Source organism: Flagellimonas amphidinii (genome assembly GCF_013090115.1).
Taxonomy (GTDB): Bacteria; Bacteroidota; Bacteroidia; order Flavobacteriales; family Flavobacteriaceae; genus Flagellimonas; species Flagellimonas amphidinii.
The window spans coordinates 199,101-215,959 of the sequence record NZ_JABFNN010000027.1 but is presented as its reverse complement, the minus strand read 5'-3'; the positions used below and the strand labels follow the sequence as shown (position 1 = coordinate 215,959).

The following is a 16,859-nucleotide window of genomic DNA, read 5'->3' as shown; positions in this document are numbered from 1 at the left end:
TTTGCAGTGTTTTGAATTAAAGTTGATGGATTACTTTTTTGCCTTTACAATTCCATCTTTTGATCTAATGGTTTTATGTCAAATCTTTCTGGTCATCACCTCATTACGCGCAAAAAAACCTTTAAAAGTGTCTAAAAATTGTTAAACTGCTGCTAAAAATGATGTATTTCATCGATAAAAAATGCATTTCATAGTGAAATTTTCAATTCTTTTACCTACATTTAACCATATAAATACAATTCGATGGAAAACTATGTTATCGTTTTGGGAATGTACTTGATTTTGATGTTGTTCTTCAAAATCTTTTTCTCTGTTTCAACAAGAGAATAGCATTAACTATATCCCAAACACACCCCAAACTCTTTCAACATTAGATGTTGAAACATGAACTAAGAAAAAAATACAAAGATCTGAGAGCTGACTTAAGTGATGCTCAAATATCAGATTACAGTATAGCTTTATCTAATCATGTACTTAGAATCCCATTATGGGATTTTTTTTATTTCCATGTTTTCTTGAGCATTCAAGAGAATAGAGAGGTAGATACACTCCCCATCATTACTTTGCTCCAGGGAAAGGACAAACATGTAGTTATTCCAAAAGTTAGCGGCGAAAACTCCATGGACAATTACCTATTAACGGACAGTACCATTTTTAAAAAAAATAAATGGAACATTCCCGAGCCTACAGATGGCATCACCATTCCCGACGAAAAAATTGATGTGGTTTTTCTTCCACTGTTGGCGTTTGACAAAAAAGGAAACCGTGTGGGCTATGGCAAAGGATTCTACGACACCTTTCTAAACAAGTGCAGAAAAGACGTAATCAAGATTGGGCTTTCTTTCTTTGGCCCCGAAGAGCTTATTACAGATGTTCACGAAAATGATGTGAAATTGGACTACTGCATCTGCCCCAACGAAATCTATAAATTTTAATCCTCCGTTCTTTCACTTTCCTCTTTCTTGGGAAATGCTTTTTTATTGAAAACAATCAAGATACCAACTCCGGTACTTATGGCCGTATCCGCAATGTTAAAGACAGGTTCAAAAAAACGAAATGGTTTACCCCCAAAAGATGGAACCCAGTCTGGCCATGTGGTATCAATCATTGGGAAATAAAGCATATCTACCACCTTGCCATGAAACAAGCTTCCATAAGGTTCGTCGGCAAAAAGAGTAGAAACTTGTCCGTAGCTATGATCAAACAACATTCCATAAAAGACAGAATCTATAATATTTCCCAAAGCTCCGGCAAAAATTAAGGAAACAGCAAAAATCAGAGTTTTGGGAGATTTCTTCTGTATGATGTCCCAAAGCCAATAACCAATTCCAAAGACCGCAAAAATCCTAAAGATGGTCAAAATTAGTTTTCCTGTCGATTCTGAGATGGGTAAAAAATCGCTCAATTTGGTACCCCAAGCAGCACCAGAATTTTCTATAAAGTAGATTTTGAACCACGAAAAAATAATTTCAGTCTGTTCGTAAACAAAATTGGTTTTGATATATATTTTACTGATTTGGTCAGCTAAGAGAATCAGTAGTATTACCAGCAAGGACTTCTTTAAATTCATGGTTTTAAAAGAGATTGCGCAAAAGTAGGGATATTATTTTGTTTTCTTTAGGTAGATATTGCCTTCTACAGTGTTCAATATAAATTGATTGTGCCCCTGTGGGATATCTTCTTCATGTATCTGGCCATAGGCGCTTTTAGCTGTAATATTTCCATTGGAGGTTGTTACCAAAATATCCCCTTGTTGGGTGGTCACATCGACAACTTCCACTACATTATGTAAAACACATCGGCCATCAGCTAATTTTACATCCAGTTTTCTATACTCCCCTTCTACATTAACGTTGCTGTTGGTTCCATAAACATGGACTTCTTTGTGTTTTGGAACCGTGATTTCCAAAGCAATAGAAACAACCTTATGGGCACTGAGTTTGTCATTTGGATTGCTAAAATTGGGGTGAAAACCAGCAGCAATCAAAACCGTTTTTCCTTCTTCATTAATGGTGACCAACAAGTCCTTGGCATATTCTCCCTCTATGCTTGCCTCAACCTCAACCTGATTGGTATTTGCCGTAACAATGTTAACTTGATAACAATATTGGGAATCGATTTGAATAGATTCAATCTTTGGGCCAATGAAAGCTTTTTTTACCTGCTTTTGTCCTTGCACATTGCAAATGGAAAAAAACGTCAACAGAAAGAAGAGAATTCTCATAACAAAAAAACGCCCTAAGGCGTTTCATTATTTCTGCATGTTCTTTGCCTCAATGCTCAGGGTGGCATGTGGAACCAGTTTAAGTCGTTCTTTATTGATCAACTTTCCTGTAACCCGGCAAATTCCATAGGTTTTGTTCTCTATTCTCAAAAGGGCATTCTTTAAATCCCTGATGAACTTTTCTTGACGGATGGCCAACTGTGTATTGGCTTCTTTACTCATGGTTTCAGAACCTTCCTCAAATGCCTTGAAGGTAGGGGAAGTATCATCAGTACCGTTATTTCCATCGTTCATGTAGGCACTCTTTAAAAGCTCCAAGTGCTTTTTTGCCTTCTCTATTTTTTCCTCTATAAGCGTTCTGAACTCCTCAAGTTCTTTATCCGAATATCTTACTTTTAATTCATTTGCCATATTCTAGTGCTTTTGGATAAACAATTTTGTATTCACTTCATCGAAGGCGATTGCTACACCTTCTTCTAGTTTTTCTTCGAAGTCTAGCACTGCAGTAAGGGTTTCTGTTTTGATGTACTCTTCGTTGCTCGAAACCGCATTTTCCACAAGACCGTCCTTCAATATTTTGATGTCAATCTTATCGGTCACTTCCAATCCAGATTCCTTTCGGATATTCTGAATCCTATTGACCAACTCCCTGGCAATCCCTTCTTTTTTTAGGGTTTCATTGATGGTCACGTCCAAAGCAACAGTCAAAAATCCTGAACTTGCTACCAACCAGCCCTCAATATCCTGGGAACTAATGTCTACATCGGTTAACTGTAAATTAATACTTTTATTTTCCAAATGAAGCATTAATTCGCCTTCCTTTTCAATTTTTTGGATGTCTTCTTGGCCCAGTTGGTTCACAGCAGCAGCTATGGCCTTCATATCTTTACCAAATCTAGGGCCCAAAACCTTAAAGTTAGGCTTTATTTGTTTCACAAGTATACCCGAAGCATCATCCAAGAGTTCTATTTCTTTGACGTTGACTTCCGATTTTATAAGGTCCGATACTGCTAAGATGTCATCCCGTTGACTTTCATCCAATATAGGAATCATTATTTTCTGCAACGGCTGACGAACTTTTATTTTCTCCTTCTGACGGATGGACAATACCAAAGAAGACACTTTTTGTGCCAATTGCATCTTGCGTTCCAAGTTTTTGTTGACGATTGTAGCATCAAAAACTGGGAAATGTGCCAAGTGTACACTTTCAAAATCTTCTTTTTTGGTGGAGGCATCCAAATCCTTGTACAATCGATCCATAAAGAAAGGAGCCAAAGGAGCCGATAGTTTGGCTACAGTTAACAAACAAGTGTAAAGGGTTTGGTAAGCAGAAATTTTGTCTTGCTCATATTCCCCTTTCCAAAAACGTCTTCTGCACAAACGAACATACCAGTTACTCAAGTTTTCTTGGACAAAGTCGGAAATCATACGGGAAGCTTTGGTCGCTTCGTAATCCGCATAAGCTTCATCCACTTTTTGGATAAGTGTATGCAGTTCTGATAAAATCCACTGATCAATTTCTGGTCTTTCCTCCAAAGGCGTATCAACCTCAGCATAGGTAAAATTATCTATGTTGGCATATAATGCCATAAAGGAATAGGTATTGTATAGTGTGCCAAAGAACTTACGTTTTACTTCAACAATCCCTTCAATGTCAAATTTTAAGTTGTCCCACGGATTGGCATTGGAAATCATGTACCAACGTGTGGCATCTGGTCCATGTTCTGGCAGTACCTTAAATGGATCCACGGCATTTCCCAATCTTTTGGACATTTTTTTGCCTTCCTTGTCCAAAACCAGACCATTGGAAACCACATTTTTATAAGAAATGGTATCAAAAACCATGGTGGCAATAGCATGTAGTGTATAGAACCATCCTCGGGTTTGGTCTACCCCTTCCGCAATAAAATTGGCCGGGAAAGCGATGCCATCATCAATCAGTTCTTTGTTTTCAAACGGATAGTGCCATTGTGCATAGGGCATAGATCCACTATCAAACCAAACATCTATCAAATCAGATTCCCGCTTCATGGGCTTCCCAGAAGCTGAAACCAATGTAATTTGATCTACAATATTCTTATGAAGGTCAACTTTATCATAATTGGTCTCGCTCATATCACCTACAACAAAATCATCGAAGACGTCTTTTTCCAATAATCCAGCTTCAACAGCTTTGGCCATTTCCACCTTCAGTTCTTCAACAGAACCTATGATCATTTCTTCTGAGCCATCTTCTGTTCGCCAAATAGGTAATGGAATTCCCCAATAACGCGATCGGGAAAGGTTCCAATCATTGGCATTGGTCAACCAGTTGCCAAAACGGCCTTCACCTGTGGCTTTAGGTTTCCAATTGATGGTTTGGTTCAATGCAAACATCCGATCTTTTACATCGGTCACTTTGATGAACCACGAATCCAATGGGTAATATAAAATAGGTTTGTCCGTTCTCCAACAATTGGGATAACTGTGGACATATTTTTCAACCTTAAAGGCTTTGTTCTCTTCTTTTAGTTTGATGGCTATCTCTACATCAACGGATTTTTCTGGAGCTTTTCCATCATCATAGTACTCGTTCTTGACATATTTACCGCCAAATTCCTTCAATTCTGTTCTAAACCTTCCCTGAAGATCTACCAAAGGAACCGGAGTATTATTTTCATCCAAAACCAACATAGGCGGAACTTCTGGAGTGGCCTGTTTAGCCACCAAGGCATCATCTGCACCAAAGGTGGGAGCTGTGTGTACAATACCGGTACCATCTTCTGTTGTTACAAAATCCCCAGAAATAACCCTAAAAGCATTTTCAGGATTTTGATACGGCTGTGCATAGTCAATCAATTGTTCATATTGAATGCCGACCAAATCCTTTCCAATAAAACTTTCTCCAATTTTATAAGGTATCTTTTTATTTCCAGCTTCAAAAGCATTCAGTTCTTCATCCATTTCAACAGCGAAAAACTTACCAGAAAACTGTTTGCCCACCAACGCCTTTGCCAATACCACATTAATGGGTTCAAATGTATATTGGTTGAAGGTTTTTACCAATACATACTCAATCTTTGGGCCCACGGTCAATGCCGTGTTGGAAGGCAAGGTCCATGGTGTGGTCGTCCAAGCCAAAAAGTATAAATCGCCTTCAACATCCTTTAAAAAATTAGGAAGAGAATCTTTTTTTGCCTTGAATTGGGCCGTAACCGTGGTATCTGTCACGTCTTGATAAGTCCCAGGTTGGTTCAGCTCATGAGAACTCAATCCTGTACCCGCTTTTGGCGAGTAGGGTTGAATGGTATACCCTTTGTATAAAAGTCCTTTGTCGTATATCTGTTTCAACAACCACCAAACAGACTCCATGTATTTGGATTTATAGGTGATGTACGGGTCATCCATATCCACCCAATACCCAATTTTTTCGGTCATCTCGTTCCATACATCCGTATAGCGCATTACCGCTTTTTTACAAGCTGCATTATATGCTTCAACAGAGATTTTCTTGCCAATATCTTCTTTGGTAATACCCAATTCCTTTTCTACCCCAATCTCAATGGGGAGCCCATGCGTATCCCAACCAGCCTTTCGCTTTACTTGAAAGCCTTTCATGGTCTTGTACCTTGGAAAAATATCCTTTATGGTACGAGCCATTACGTGGTGAATTCCAGGCATGCCATTAGCAGATGGAGGTCCTTCAAAAAAGACATAACTCTCCCCGCCCTCTCGTGTGGATACACTTTTTTCAAAAATCTGGTTGTCCTTCCAAAATTCCAGAACCTCTTCTGATACCTTGGGCAAATCCAATCCTTTATACTCCGCAAACTTCATAAATACTGCTACTTCTTCTAGAATTCCAAGTTTGCAAAATTATGAATTTAGACGGAATTAAAGTACCTAAAATTGTGATTGAATTTTCGTAACGCCCTTAACCTAAATATGATATCTTTCATATTTTAATTTATCCCAGATTCATTATCTTATGCCCTTATTAACACTAAACCATAATTCAAAATGAAAAAAGTTCTTATTGCAGTTATTGCATTGTCATTATCAATGTCTGTAATGACCTCTTGTAAAGAAGCTGCAGACAAAGCAAAGGAGGCCACCGAGGAAGCAGGCGAAGCTCTTGAAGAAGCTGGTGAAGACCTGAAAGACGTTACCAATGATGCCGCTGATGCGGTAAAAGAAGCGGGCGAGGGTGCTGTTGATCTTGGTGAACAAGCCTTGGATAGCATCAAAAAAGCTGGTGAAGAGACCATGGACAAGGTTAAAGAGGCAGGCGATGATGCTATGGATAAAGCCAAAAAAATGGGAGATGATGCCAAGGACGCTGCCAAACAGGCCATCGATAGTTTAAAAGTATAGAGAAATCTAACTTCAATATTGCAAAAGAAGGGCATGGAACTAATCCATGCCTTTTTTTAAAATGTATATCCCAATCCCAAAATTAAATTGGTTCCTGGCGCCACTATTCCAGAGGAATAAGTCCTATACCGTTGGTTGGTAATGTTTTCCAAACTCATTCTGGCCCTAAAGGCATTGGATATCTGGTATTGCGACCTCAAATTCAACGTGTACCAAGAGGGAGAGTAGGGGTTTCCATTACTATCCGTTGCATAAATGTATGTTTTGCTCTGTTCTGAAAGTGCTAAATCTTCGTAGCTGATCTCCCCGTTATAATTTAGAAAGAAATCTGTTTTTAATTTTTCATTTTGCCAGATAAGGTGTACATCGGCAAAAGTGGGCGCGACATGACGAGCTGGTGTATCCACCCCATCGTCATCTTCTTCAATACCTTCAGTAAGTGTTAAATTTGAAGATATTGACCAGTTGTCATCCAAAAAAGCGTCCATTCCAAATTCAAATCCATAGACATAAGCCTTTGCCGCATTTTGAATCGCCTGTACATTGCTCAATTCTCCATTGTACACAATTTCAGATGCTCCATTAAAGGTGAAATCCCTTCGTACCAAAGCATCAACTAAATAGGTATAATAAGCTGACCCCCTAAATACCAATCTATCTTTAAAATTTTTGCGGATTCCAATCTCAGCGTTATAAGCATATTCCGGTTCCAGCTCTGGGTTAGGCACCACTACGGAACCAGGTTCAGAATCGAATATCTTACCAATATCATCAATGTTGGGGGCTCTAAATCCTGTGGATCCGTTGAGGGTCACTTGCAAATCGGCTCTTGGGAACCAACTAAACCCTATACTTCCCGTAAAGGCCCCGGTGATCAAATCGGCTTCATCAAACGGAAAGGGATAAAAGGTTTTATCAAAGACCGCATCAACCCAAACTTGACTATAACGGGCTCCTGAAAGGAGGGAGAAATTCGGTTTTAGTTGATATTCTCCATTAACATATCCTGCAAAAGTTTGCCATGTAGCGCCATCAGGATAACGCGAAGCCGCTTCAACAGTAACGTTGGTTTCAATATTCTGCAGACTTCCTTTGGAATGGACTTTATTAAAAATATATTCCATGCCATAATAGAGGCGTAAATCTCCTATCTTTTTGTTCTCAAAATCCAGGTTTGCTGATAGTGCATCCACTTTTTCTTGAGTCATGGACAGTTCCGTATCTTGAAATCCCCTGTCATTTCTACTTTCCTCAAAACGTTGGTAAGCGGTGGTCAATTTCACCCCATCATAAAATTTGTTTTTTCCTTGTTTGGTTACCTGAAGATTCCCCATAAACCATTTTTGGGGCCCATAATACCATTCTGCAGAACGGAGCCCATCACCTGAACTGTTTGGACGAATCAACCTATCATATCTTGAATAATCTGATGTTTCGGAATAATAGAGTCCCAAATCGTATTGCCAAGTGGAATTTGGTTTGTACGTTACTTTTTGAAGAAAGTTGATTTGATCATATCCAGAAGTAACTTGTTTTTTGGGGTCATCATTCTCCATCAAAACATCCTCTCCATTTAGCTGGGTGACATAATTTTTCCGCAAATAAGCATCAGGACCATGCTCCCCCATCATCAAATCATCAAAATTATTGTATGTAAAACTGGTGTATGAAGCCCATCTTTGGTTTCCCAAGTTGAAATCTACGTGTGTTGTGCTTTCATTATTGGCCGAAGCAAATCTATACTTGACATTTCCTGAAAAGGCAAGACTGTCCGTAAATGAAAAACGAGGTTTTTGGGTAAGAAAATTCATGACACCTCCCATAGCATCACTTCCGTAAATAACTGAACCAGGGCCAAAAATTATCTCTGTTTTCCTCACAGTAAATGGATCAACCGAGATTACATTTTGGACATTTCCTCCCCTAAATATGGCTGTATTCATGCGAACACCATCTACGGACAACAACAACCTATTAGTAGCAAAACCCCTTATCATGGGGCTTCCGCCTCCTAACTGACTTTTCTGCACAAAGACTTTGCCGCTACTTTGCAGTAAATCCGCTGAAGTTTGTGGCGTATTAAATGCGATTGACTGTGCATCTATCGATTCTATTTTTTGAGGAATGTGTTTTTTCTGCTGTTCCCATTTGGATACGGACATGACCACTTCCTGTAGTTCTTTGGCTTTTAAACTTAGGTAAACCCGATTGCCTTTTTTACCTATCTGCACTTTTGAAGTAGTGTAGGCTTCATAGCTGATATGTTTGAAGGTAATTTTTTCATTTTGAGAAAAAATCTCCAAATCGCATTTTCCATTAAGGTCAGAAACTGTGGTTTTGGATTTATCCCTGTTGTAAATGGCTATGTTAGCCACCGGAATACCGGAATCCATATCCAAGATTGTGATTTTCTGGGCAAAAATTGTTGAAGAAACCAATAAAAAAAGTAGGAATGATCCAAGGGTGCGCATACTATTTTTCAAAAACTGCATTTAGGACGGCCAAGGACCTCGGTTTTCTGAATCCGTGCAAATGTAATTCAAAATACAGAATAACCTTTTTAAGTAGTTCTTGCCGATTTGTCTTAGTTAGTTGTAACGCCTTTAATGCATCAAAATTCATGCCCAAAATTTTCTTAAAATTTTCAAGTAATTCACCTTCTATCAATGGGTTAAGGCTTGGTCGTTTTTCAAAGCTTCCTTCCAAAAGATCAAAATAGGGCGTATCAACGAACGAAGTGTCTGGATAAAAACCTAAAAATTTAGTGAGATTCAACAAAAAAAGGATGTGGTAGTTGGGGTCAGGAAGATGTTCATCCATCCATAGCAGCGAATACTCCAAATAATTGTATAATGACTGGTCCTGTTCTTGTTCTTGAATGCTATTGACCAACATTTCAGCCAAAAAAAGAACCATACTGTTCTTTATGACATCTGTATGAAGTGTTCTGTAGGGAACGATTACCTTGGCTTCCCTAATACTTTCCAAAGTTCCCTTGTTTTTGTGGTTGGCCACTACTTCCAACTGCATTAATGGAAGAAAATACGCAGGTTTCAATTTTCCTTTTTTAGAGGTCAATACTCCTTTTAGCAAATACGATTTCAACCCATCAGATGCTGTGTAGGCTTTTACAATAAGACTCGTATCCCCATACTTTAGGGAAGACAATACTATGGCCTTTGTTGTTATTTGCATGGAAGTATTTAAAAAAGAAAGGCAGTTACCTCGGGTATAAAAATAAACACTTCCCGTGGTAACTGCCCACTATAACCTTATGTTGTAGTAATGATTAAATCACCCCTTGGGCCAACATTGCATCGGCAACCTTCACAAAGCCGGCAATATTTGCTCCCTTAACATAGTTACAATAACCATTTTCCTCTTTACCGTATTCAATACAAGAGTCATGGATATCGTTCATGATTCCTTTTAATCTTTCATCCACTTCTTCACGAGTCCAACTGATTCTTAAAGAGTTCTGGGACATTTCCAATCCAGAAGTGGCAACCCCTCCGGCGTTGGAAGCTTTTCCAGGGGCAAACAAAATTTTAGCGTCATGAAATGCATGAATCGCTTCTGGCGTAGAAGGCATATTGGCACCTTCGGCAACTGCAATACAACCATTTTTAATCAAAGTGGCCGCATCATCTCCATGCAATTCGTTCTGGGTAGCACAAGGCAATGCCACATCACAGGGAACAACCCATGGAGTTTTGCCTTTATGGTATTCAGCAGAAGGATATTTATCTGCATACTCAGAAATTCTTCCTCTGCGATTATTTTTAAGATCCATTACAAAGGCCAGTTTTTCAGCATCAATACCGTCTTTATCATAAACGTAACCTCCAGAGTCAGAAAGTGTAAGTACTTTTCCACCTAACTGCAACACTTTTTCAGCAGCAAACTGAGCAACATTTCCAGAACCTGAAATCACCACATTTTTACCCTCAAAAGATTGGTTGGCAGTTTTCAGCATACTATCTGCAAAATAAACCGTTCCATAACCAGTCGCTTCTGGACGAATTAATGATCCTCCCCAAGAAATTCCTTTTCCGGTCAATACACCGGTAAATTCGTTTCTTATTTTCTTGTACTTTCCAAACAAGAAACCTATTTCACGAGCCCCCACACCAATATCTCCTGCGGGAACGTCTGTATTAGGACCAATATGCCTTGACAATTCTGTCATAAATGCATGGCAAAAACGCATTACCTCATCATCTGACTTTCCTTTAGGGTCAAAATCTGAACCTCCTTTTCCTCCACCCATGGGCAAAGTGGTCAAACTATTCTTAAAAACTTGCTCAAAAGCCAAGAACTTTAATACACTTGCATTTACCGTTGGATGGAATCGAAGTCCTCCTTTATAGGGTCCAATCGCAGAGTTCATTTGGATACGATATCCTCTATTTACATGGATTTCTCCTTCGTCATCAACCCATGCTACCCTAAAAGAAATCAACCTTTCAGGTTCCACCATGCGCAAAAGAATATTTTTACCATGGTAAATATCGTGTTGCACGATGTACGGTATAACGGTTTCAGCTACCTCTTGTACCGCTTGGATGAACTCAGGCTCATGTCCATTTCTGGTCTTGACCTCATCCATAAATGCTTTGATTTTTGCTTCCATAAAACGGATTTCTGTTTACTGCCCTCAGGCTTTGCCAAAGGCTAATTTTTATTGAATTATGAATTAGACGGCAAAATTATATTATTTATATAATCTGAATACCAAATTTTTGTAAATTTTTCAAAAATAACTATCCGATAGCCTGTTCCAAATCCGCAATCAAATCGGTAATGTCCTCAATGCCTACACTTAACCTAATAAGTGCATCCACAACACCACTTTTTTCACGTTCTTCTTTTGGAATGCTGGCATGGGTCATACTCGCTGGATGACCCGCCAAACTTTCAACCCCGCCTAGAGATTCGGCTAAGGTGAAAACACTTAGTTTTTCAACAATTTTTATGGCAGCTTCGTAATTGGCTCCTTTGGGAACAAAGGAAATCATACCCCCAAAATCATCCATTTGGCTTTTGGCTATATCATGGTTGGGGTGAGATTCAAAACCTGGCCAGTAAACTTTTTCAATTTTGGGATGACCTGCCAAATATTCTGCAATTGCTTTACCATTTTCACAATGACGTTGCATACGCACATGAAGCGTTTTTATCCCCCGTAATGTCAAAAAACTATCCATGGGACCGCATACGGCTCCACTTGCATTCTGAATAAAGTAGAGTTTATCTGCCAATTCCTTGTCCTTGACCACCAAAGCTCCTACTACCACATCGCTATGACCTCCTAAATATTTGGTGGCCGAATGCATCACAATATCAGCACCCAAATCCAAAGGTCGCTGTAGATAAGGAGTGGCAAATGTATTGTCTACGGCCAATAACAAACTATACTTCTTGGCCAAAGCAGCCGCAGCTTTAATATCAATGACGTTCATCATTGGATTAGTGGGCGTTTCTACCCAAATAAGCTTAGTATTTGCATTAATGTACTCCTCAACGACATCCATACTTTGCATTCCAATGAAATGAAAGGTAATGCCATACTTCTCAAAAATCTGTTTAAAAAGTCGATAGCTCCCTCCATATAAATCATTCGTTGAGACCACTTCATCTCCGGGGTTCAACAATTTTATCACAGCATCAATAGCGGACAATCCACTTGCAAAAGCCAAACCATAATTTCCATTTTCAATGCTTGCCAGCGAATTTTCCAAAGCCGCACGGGTAGGGTTTCCACTCCGAGAATATTCAAATCCTTGATGCTCTCCAGGTGTGGTTTGGGCATAAGTGGATGTTTGATAAATTGGTGGCATTACAGCTCCATAGGCCTTATCTGGATGTTGACCTCCGTGAATGGTCTTACTATTGAATTTCAATTCTTTTTTGCTCATGGTCTTGTGATATGCATACAAATGTATTGTTATCTTTTGGAGTAATCAATCATGTCTTATTTTTGGGATGCATAATCCCCTACCCATGAAAAAAACATTATTACTACTTCCAATTCTTTTGCTCATCCTTGGTTGCGAAAATGAGAGCAAACTTACTTTTGAACCCATGGAACTGCACGGCAAAACCTGTTCTAATTGTCCTAAAATTGAAATTTCGGTTCCAAAAGCTCTGGATAACCTCACTATTTCAAAAACTATTAATCAAGCCCTGGAGGAGGAAATTATCAGTATGCTTTCATTTGATGAAGAACAAGAGGTTGATAATATTGATAAGGCCATGACTTCTTTTACCAAAAGCTACCAAGATTTAAAGGCCAAATTTCCCGATGAAAGCGTGGGTTGGGAAGCAAGCGTAAACGGAGAAGTAAGCTATGAGGACGAAGCAGTACTTACCATAGCAGTAAACTCCTATACTTTTACAGGAGGCGCACACGGTTATGGCTCCACCACCCTATTAAATTTTGACAAGCGTAGTGGCTCCGAATTGGAAAACTGGGAACTGTTTGAAGATTTTGAAGGTTTCCTAAAATTTGCCGAGACCAAATTTAGGATTCAAGAACATATTCCCCAAGATAAAAACATCAACGCAACGGGATTTATGTTTGAGCAAGATACATTTCATTTAGCCGAAAATGTAGGGTATACTCCAGAGGGAATACAATTGATCTATAATCAATATGAAGTAGCCTCATACGCAGATGGCCCAATTGTATTGAACCTCCCATATGCTGAAATCAATGGTTTTCTAAAACTAAAAGTGAAATCCTAACCTTGGTTTTGTATAGCTTTTTTTAATGCGTTGATGGCACCAAGATGGATTCCTTCATGAAAAGCACAAAAAGCAATGGCATCTTCCACCTTTTGCAATGTGATTTTTGGAGAAGTTGTGTATTCTTTAAACTCTTTGAATTTGCCTTGTTCGTAATCAGATTTAATTTGTTCCAAAGTACTAAAAAGATAAGCTGAGACTTTTTCAATTTCTTCTACAGTTGGCTCCCCATCCGGAAATGTTCCTTTGCGATATTTATTGATGAGATCTTCTTCAATCGTATAGTCCAATCCACTTAAACCATAAATAAGAAGCTCTGGAGTTACTAATACATGGGCAATATTCCACCATATATTATTGCGGAATCCCTTTGGGATTTCAAACAAAAGCTCTGGACTACTTGTTTTGAGAATGTTATCAAGAATTGTTCTGTTCTTTAATAGGATATCCAGTAGTTTTTCCATGTGTAAGGTTATTGTTTTGTTAAAACATATCTATTTTTTTAGATATGTGAATATGTTATTTAAATTTGACTATGGATATTGTTGAAATAAGCAAAGTTCTAAGCAACAAAACTAGGGTTAATATTTTGAAGTGGTTAAAAAATCCCGAGTCAAATTTTCCGCCGCATCAAGATATTGATCATTTTGACGATGGTGTGTGTGTTGGCTTCATACAGGACAAAACTGGGTTGTCACAATCCACCATATCCACCTATTTAAATTCCATGCAGAATGCGAATCTTGTCATTCCCACTCGGCATGGCAAATGGACCTATTACAAAAGAAATGAAGAAGTCATCAAGGCTTATGTGGAAGCCCTAGAAGAAGAATTATAATTTTTTTGAATGACATATCTATAAATAGCGAATTATAAATATTATGAAAAACTGTTTGACTTACAACCACACAGATGGAGTTTTACCTCCAAAAAAAATCAAAAAAACAATTAAACAGCGACTGTTCAACTTTCTGGGGTCCCTTAAATTTGAAGGTGCTGAGGATATGTCCAAAATCAAGTAATTACAAAGAGATGCATATGAAAACTATAGGAATGATCGGAGGAATGAGTTGGGAATCCTCCAAAATATATTATCAACACCTCAACGAAATGGTCCGTGAAAGATTGGGAGGCTCTCATTCTGCCAAAAGCATTCTCTCTTCTGTTGATTTTGATGAAATTGAAAAGCATTCATTTTCGGGAGATTGGGATAAGATTGGTGCTATTATGGCGGAACACACCCAAAAACTGGAAGCCGCTGGCTCTGAATTGATCTTGCTCTGTACCAATACCATACATCTGGTAAGTGACTCCATCACCAATACTACCGAGATTCCTTTTCTACACATTGCCAAAGCCACAGGTGAAGCAATTCAACAAAAAGGATTAAAAAAGATAGCACTTTTAGGTACCCAGTTTACCATGGAGAGCGATTTTTACACCAAAATTCTTCAAGAAGATTTTGGTTTGGACGTGTTGATTCCAGATGTACAGGATAGGGAAAAACTACAATCCATTATATATAATGAGTTGGTAAAAGGGGCCTTTACTGAAGAATCCAAGGGAATTTGTTTGGATATCATCAAAAAAATGGAAGCACTGGGCGCAGAAGGAGCTATATTGGGTTGCACTGAACTGCCCATATTGATTCCTGAAAGTGAAGCATCTATTGCCACTTTTGATACAACAAAAATTCATGCTGAAAAAGCTGTAGAATTTGCGCTTTCTTAATACAGCATGAGGATTAATTGATTTCCTTTGTGGACTTATTTCAATAGGATGAAAAAAATATACCATTTGGGCAATTGCACTACCTGTCAACGTATTTTGAAAGAATTAGAGCCGTTGGAAGGAGTTTCGCTTCAAGAAATAAAAACAGAACCCATTACTTCAGAACAATTGGAGGAAATGTCATCCTTATCAGGAGGGTACGAATCCCTATTTAGTAAAAGAGCCATGTTGTATCGGCAATTGGGTTTGAATGAAAAACAACTTTCAGAAAACGATTATAAAAAACATATTCTTGAACACTATACCTTTTTAAAAAGACCTGTTGTTATTGTTGATGACCAGATTTTTGTTGGTAATTCCAAAAAGGTGGTCCAGGCCGCCAAAGAGGCCTTGCATCCATGAACAAAAGAACGTTGGCCATATTGGCCGCTATAGGAGCCACAACTATTTATGGTATTAATCATACGCTTGCAAAAGGCGTCATGCCCACTTATGTAAAACCCTTTGGGTTTATCATGCTTAGGGTACTTGGTGCCGCCATTCTGTTCTGGTCCATATCCTTTTTAGGGCCCAAAGAAAAAATTGATAAAAAGGATTGGCCTCGAATTTTGGTCTGTGCCATTTTGGGTATGGTAGTGAATATGCTATCCTTTTTTAAAGGGCTACAGCTCTCCACACCTATCAATAGTGCCGTTTTGGTCACTATTACACCCATAATTGTAGTGGTGTTGTCCGCATTTTTTTTAAATGAAAAAATCAAACTCAATAAAGCACTTGGTATTCTGTTGGGTTTTGTTGGTGCCTTGGGCCTTATTCTTTTTGGAGCCGAAGTAAGACAAGATGCGCCAAATATCCCTCTTGGAAACTTTTTGTTTGTCGTCAATGCAACTGTGTACGGTGCTTACCTTATCGTTGTTAAAACACTCATTGAAAAGTACCACCCATTCACCTTGATGAAATGGCTGTTTACCATTGCAATTATTATCAATCTTCCCATTACTTTGCCCGAATTTTTGGAAATCCAGTGGGCAACTATGCCACTTTGGGCTTATGGTATAATTGCCTTTGTGGTGATAGGAACTACTTTTATGACCTATCTTTTTAATGTTTTTGCCTTAACCCAGCTAAAGGCTTCAACCATTGGGGCTTTCATGTATGTTCAGCCTTTAGTAGGTATTTTATTTGCCTTGGCTACTGGTAAGGACCATTTAAGTTGGATAAAAATCACGGCCACCATTCTAGTCCTCTTAGGCGTTTATTTGGCTAGTAAAAAGCCTAAACCAGGTCCGTAGGAATCTGTACGTGCTTACGAGTATCTTCCTTGGTCAATATTTTAAAATCTTTGGACTTTTCCATTTGTTCAAAAGCATCCAAAAACTGCTGGGGAAGGCCAATCAATTTGCGTTCCTTTAAATCAATCCAAGCACCCATCATCTGGCAACGAGCAAAGTTTTTGCCTTTACTGTCATAGAAATCGTGCTGAAATTCAAAGAACATTCCATCCTTACTCATTCCCTGGAACCCCAGAGAAACCTTTACTGGTTTTCCGGCAAAGACCTCCTTAAAATAATACATGTGTTCATAAAAGACCACAGGACCAATATTGTGTTCTGCCATACTTTTTTGGTTAAATCCCAATTGTCCCAAATAGGCCATGCGTGCATGGCTCATAAAATTGATATAGGCAGAGTTGGCTAAATGTCGATTAGCGTCTAAATCGCTCCAACGAATTTCAAATTCCTTAAAAAACATAGCTGGTTAATTTGTTATGCATGCATAATAATTGTAAAATTACCATAGTTTT

At 38.6% G+C, this 16,859-nt stretch carries 18 protein-coding genes; 8 read left to right on the top strand and 10 right to left on the bottom strand.

Features of this window, described 5'->3' with window-relative positions; translation table 11 throughout:
• The first annotated feature begins 374 nt into the window (after positions 1-374).
• Positions 375-935: a 5-formyltetrahydrofolate cyclo-ligase gene (locus HJC33_RS05610; protein ID WP_171657820.1), complete on the top strand. Its 561-nt coding sequence runs from the start codon at positions 375-377 to the stop codon at positions 933-935.
• On the opposite strand, the gene HJC33_RS05605 is transcribed toward HJC33_RS05610, so the two are convergent.
• The 4 genes from HJC33_RS05605 to ileS are packed head-to-tail and all read right to left on the bottom strand — an operon-like array spanning position 932 to position 6,040.
• Positions 932-1,570 carry a lipoprotein signal peptidase gene (locus HJC33_RS05605; RefSeq protein ID WP_171657819.1) on the bottom strand — a complete coding sequence of 213 codons (639 nt, stop codon included), beginning with the start codon at positions 1,568-1,570 and terminating at the stop codon, positions 932-934. The genes HJC33_RS05610 and HJC33_RS05605 overlap by 4 nt on opposite strands.
• 33 nt (positions 1,571-1,603) lie before the next feature.
• Complete coding sequence (locus HJC33_RS05600) at positions 1,604-2,224, bottom strand: DUF4097 family beta strand repeat-containing protein (protein WP_171657818.1); 621 nt, start codon at positions 2,222-2,224, stop codon at positions 1,604-1,606.
• A 27-nt stretch (positions 2,225-2,251) separates the two neighbouring features.
• Positions 2,252-2,635, bottom strand: a complete 384-nt coding sequence (locus HJC33_RS05595) for a TraR/DksA family transcriptional regulator (RefSeq protein ID WP_171657817.1) — start codon at positions 2,633-2,635, stop codon at positions 2,252-2,254.
• A 3-nt stretch (positions 2,636-2,638) separates the two neighbouring features.
• Entirely contained in the window at positions 2,639-6,040 is a 3,402-nt protein-coding gene (gene ileS, locus HJC33_RS05590) for an isoleucine--tRNA ligase (protein ID WP_171657816.1), read from the bottom strand.
• A 183-nt stretch (positions 6,041-6,223) separates the two neighbouring features.
• Between ileS and HJC33_RS05585 the strand changes: the two genes are divergently transcribed.
• Positions 6,224-6,577 carry a hypothetical protein gene (locus tag HJC33_RS05585; protein ID WP_171657815.1) on the top strand — a complete coding sequence of 118 codons (354 nt, stop codon included), beginning with the start codon at positions 6,224-6,226 and terminating at the stop codon, positions 6,575-6,577.
• Between the two features lie 56 nt (positions 6,578-6,633).
• On the opposite strand, the gene HJC33_RS05580 is transcribed toward HJC33_RS05585, so the two are convergent.
• The 4 genes from HJC33_RS05580 to HJC33_RS05565 form a co-directional block, all read right to left on the bottom strand.
• A complete protein-coding gene (locus HJC33_RS05580) occupies positions 6,634-9,069 on the bottom strand; it encodes a TonB-dependent receptor (RefSeq protein ID WP_171657814.1) in 2,436 nt (811 codons plus the stop codon).
• Positions 9,050-9,772: a DNA repair protein RecO gene (recO, locus tag HJC33_RS05575; protein ID WP_171657813.1), complete on the bottom strand. Its 723-nt coding sequence runs from the start codon at positions 9,770-9,772 to the stop codon at positions 9,050-9,052. The genes HJC33_RS05580 and recO overlap by 20 nt, the downstream gene beginning before the upstream one ends.
• Before the next feature lie 94 nt (positions 9,773-9,866).
• Positions 9,867-11,210 (bottom strand): NADP-specific glutamate dehydrogenase, encoded by a 1,344-nt coding sequence (gdhA, locus tag HJC33_RS05570; RefSeq protein ID WP_171657812.1) that lies wholly within the window; start codon positions 11,208-11,210, stop codon positions 9,867-9,869.
• Positions 11,211-11,340: 130 nt separating this feature from the next.
• Positions 11,341-12,495 (bottom strand): cystathionine gamma-synthase, encoded by a 1,155-nt coding sequence (locus HJC33_RS05565; RefSeq protein WP_171657811.1) that lies wholly within the window; start codon positions 12,493-12,495, stop codon positions 11,341-11,343.
• Positions 12,496-12,580: 85 nt separating this feature from the next.
• Here HJC33_RS05565 and HJC33_RS05560 point away from each other — a divergent pair, with 85 nt between their 5' ends.
• The gene (locus HJC33_RS05560) at positions 12,581-13,324 is read left to right on the top strand and encodes a DUF3298 and DUF4163 domain-containing protein (RefSeq protein WP_171657810.1); all 744 of its coding nucleotides are present in this window, start codon (positions 12,581-12,583) and stop codon (positions 13,322-13,324) included.
• Here HJC33_RS05560 and HJC33_RS05555 read toward each other — a convergent pair.
• The gene (locus HJC33_RS05555) at positions 13,321-13,788 is read right to left on the bottom strand and encodes a DinB family protein (protein ID WP_171657809.1); all 468 of its coding nucleotides are present in this window, start codon (positions 13,786-13,788) and stop codon (positions 13,321-13,323) included. The genes HJC33_RS05560 and HJC33_RS05555 overlap by 4 nt on opposite strands.
• A gap of 125 nt (positions 13,789-13,913) precedes the next feature.
• On the opposite strand from HJC33_RS05555, the gene HJC33_RS05550 reads away from it, so the two are divergent.
• From HJC33_RS05550 to HJC33_RS05530, 5 genes are read left to right on the top strand one after another with little or no spacing between them, the layout of a single operon-like run.
• Entirely contained in the window at positions 13,914-14,162 is a 249-nt protein-coding gene (locus tag HJC33_RS05550) for an ArsR/SmtB family transcription factor (RefSeq protein ID WP_335341462.1), read from the top strand.
• A gap of 43 nt (positions 14,163-14,205) precedes the next feature.
• The gene (locus HJC33_RS05545) at positions 14,206-14,346 is read left to right on the top strand and encodes a hypothetical protein (protein ID WP_171657807.1); all 141 of its coding nucleotides are present in this window, start codon (positions 14,206-14,208) and stop codon (positions 14,344-14,346) included.
• Between the two features lie 16 nt (positions 14,347-14,362).
• Positions 14,363-15,055: an aspartate/glutamate racemase family protein gene (locus HJC33_RS05540; RefSeq protein WP_171657806.1), complete on the top strand. Its 693-nt coding sequence runs from the start codon at positions 14,363-14,365 to the stop codon at positions 15,053-15,055.
• Positions 15,056-15,103: 48 nt separating this feature from the next.
• Positions 15,104-15,457 (top strand): arsenate reductase family protein, encoded by a 354-nt coding sequence (locus tag HJC33_RS05535; protein ID WP_171657805.1) that lies wholly within the window; start codon positions 15,104-15,106, stop codon positions 15,455-15,457.
• Positions 15,454-16,347: a DMT family transporter gene (locus HJC33_RS05530; RefSeq protein ID WP_171657804.1), complete on the top strand. Its 894-nt coding sequence runs from the start codon at positions 15,454-15,456 to the stop codon at positions 16,345-16,347. Before HJC33_RS05535 ends, HJC33_RS05530 begins: the two co-directional genes overlap by 4 nt.
• Here HJC33_RS05530 and HJC33_RS05525 read toward each other — a convergent pair.
• Positions 16,331-16,807 carry an acyl-CoA thioesterase gene (locus HJC33_RS05525; protein WP_171657803.1) on the bottom strand — a complete coding sequence of 159 codons (477 nt, stop codon included), beginning with the start codon at positions 16,805-16,807 and terminating at the stop codon, positions 16,331-16,333. The two genes, HJC33_RS05530 and HJC33_RS05525, sit on opposite strands and share 17 nt — an antisense overlap.
• Positions 16,808-16,859 lie beyond the last annotated feature (52 nt).

Excerpts from the sequence above, each read along its gene's own strand:
- HJC33_RS05610 (WP_171657820.1), top strand. The coding sequence starts at position 375 with ATGTTGAAACATGAACTAAGAAAAAAATACAAAGATCTGAGAGCTGAC.
- HJC33_RS05605 (WP_171657819.1), bottom strand. The coding sequence starts at position 1,570 with ATGAATTTAAAGAAGTCCTTGCTGGTAATACTACTGATTCTCTTAGCT.
- HJC33_RS05600 (WP_171657818.1), bottom strand. The coding sequence starts at position 2,224 with ATGAGAATTCTCTTCTTTCTGTTGACGTTTTTTTCCATTTGCAATGTG.
- HJC33_RS05595 (WP_171657817.1), bottom strand. The coding sequence starts at position 2,635 with ATGGCAAATGAATTAAAAGTAAGATATTCGGATAAAGAACTTGAGGAG.
- ileS (WP_171657816.1), bottom strand. The coding sequence starts at position 6,040 with ATGAAGTTTGCGGAGTATAAAGGATTGGATTTGCCCAAGGTATCAGAA.
- HJC33_RS05585 (WP_171657815.1), top strand. The coding sequence starts at position 6,224 with ATGAAAAAAGTTCTTATTGCAGTTATTGCATTGTCATTATCAATGTCT.
- HJC33_RS05580 (WP_171657814.1), bottom strand. The coding sequence starts at position 9,069 with ATGCAGTTTTTGAAAAATAGTATGCGCACCCTTGGATCATTCCTACTT.
- recO (WP_171657813.1), bottom strand. The coding sequence starts at position 9,772 with ATGCAAATAACAACAAAGGCCATAGTATTGTCTTCCCTAAAGTATGGG.
- gdhA (WP_171657812.1), bottom strand. The coding sequence starts at position 11,210 with ATGGAAGCAAAAATCAAAGCATTTATGGATGAGGTCAAGACCAGAAAT.
- HJC33_RS05565 (WP_171657811.1), bottom strand. The coding sequence starts at position 12,495 with ATGAGCAAAAAAGAATTGAAATTCAATAGTAAGACCATTCACGGAGGT.
- HJC33_RS05560 (WP_171657810.1), top strand. The coding sequence starts at position 12,581 with ATGAAAAAAACATTATTACTACTTCCAATTCTTTTGCTCATCCTTGGT.
- HJC33_RS05555 (WP_171657809.1), bottom strand. The coding sequence starts at position 13,788 with ATGGAAAAACTACTGGATATCCTATTAAAGAACAGAACAATTCTTGAT.
- HJC33_RS05545 (WP_171657807.1), top strand. The coding sequence starts at position 14,206 with ATGAAAAACTGTTTGACTTACAACCACACAGATGGAGTTTTACCTCCA.
- HJC33_RS05540 (WP_171657806.1), top strand. The coding sequence starts at position 14,363 with ATGAAAACTATAGGAATGATCGGAGGAATGAGTTGGGAATCCTCCAAA.
- HJC33_RS05535 (WP_171657805.1), top strand. The coding sequence starts at position 15,104 with ATGAAAAAAATATACCATTTGGGCAATTGCACTACCTGTCAACGTATT.
- HJC33_RS05530 (WP_171657804.1), top strand. The coding sequence starts at position 15,454 with ATGAACAAAAGAACGTTGGCCATATTGGCCGCTATAGGAGCCACAACT.
- HJC33_RS05525 (WP_171657803.1), bottom strand. The coding sequence starts at position 16,807 with ATGTTTTTTAAGGAATTTGAAATTCGTTGGAGCGATTTAGACGCTAAT.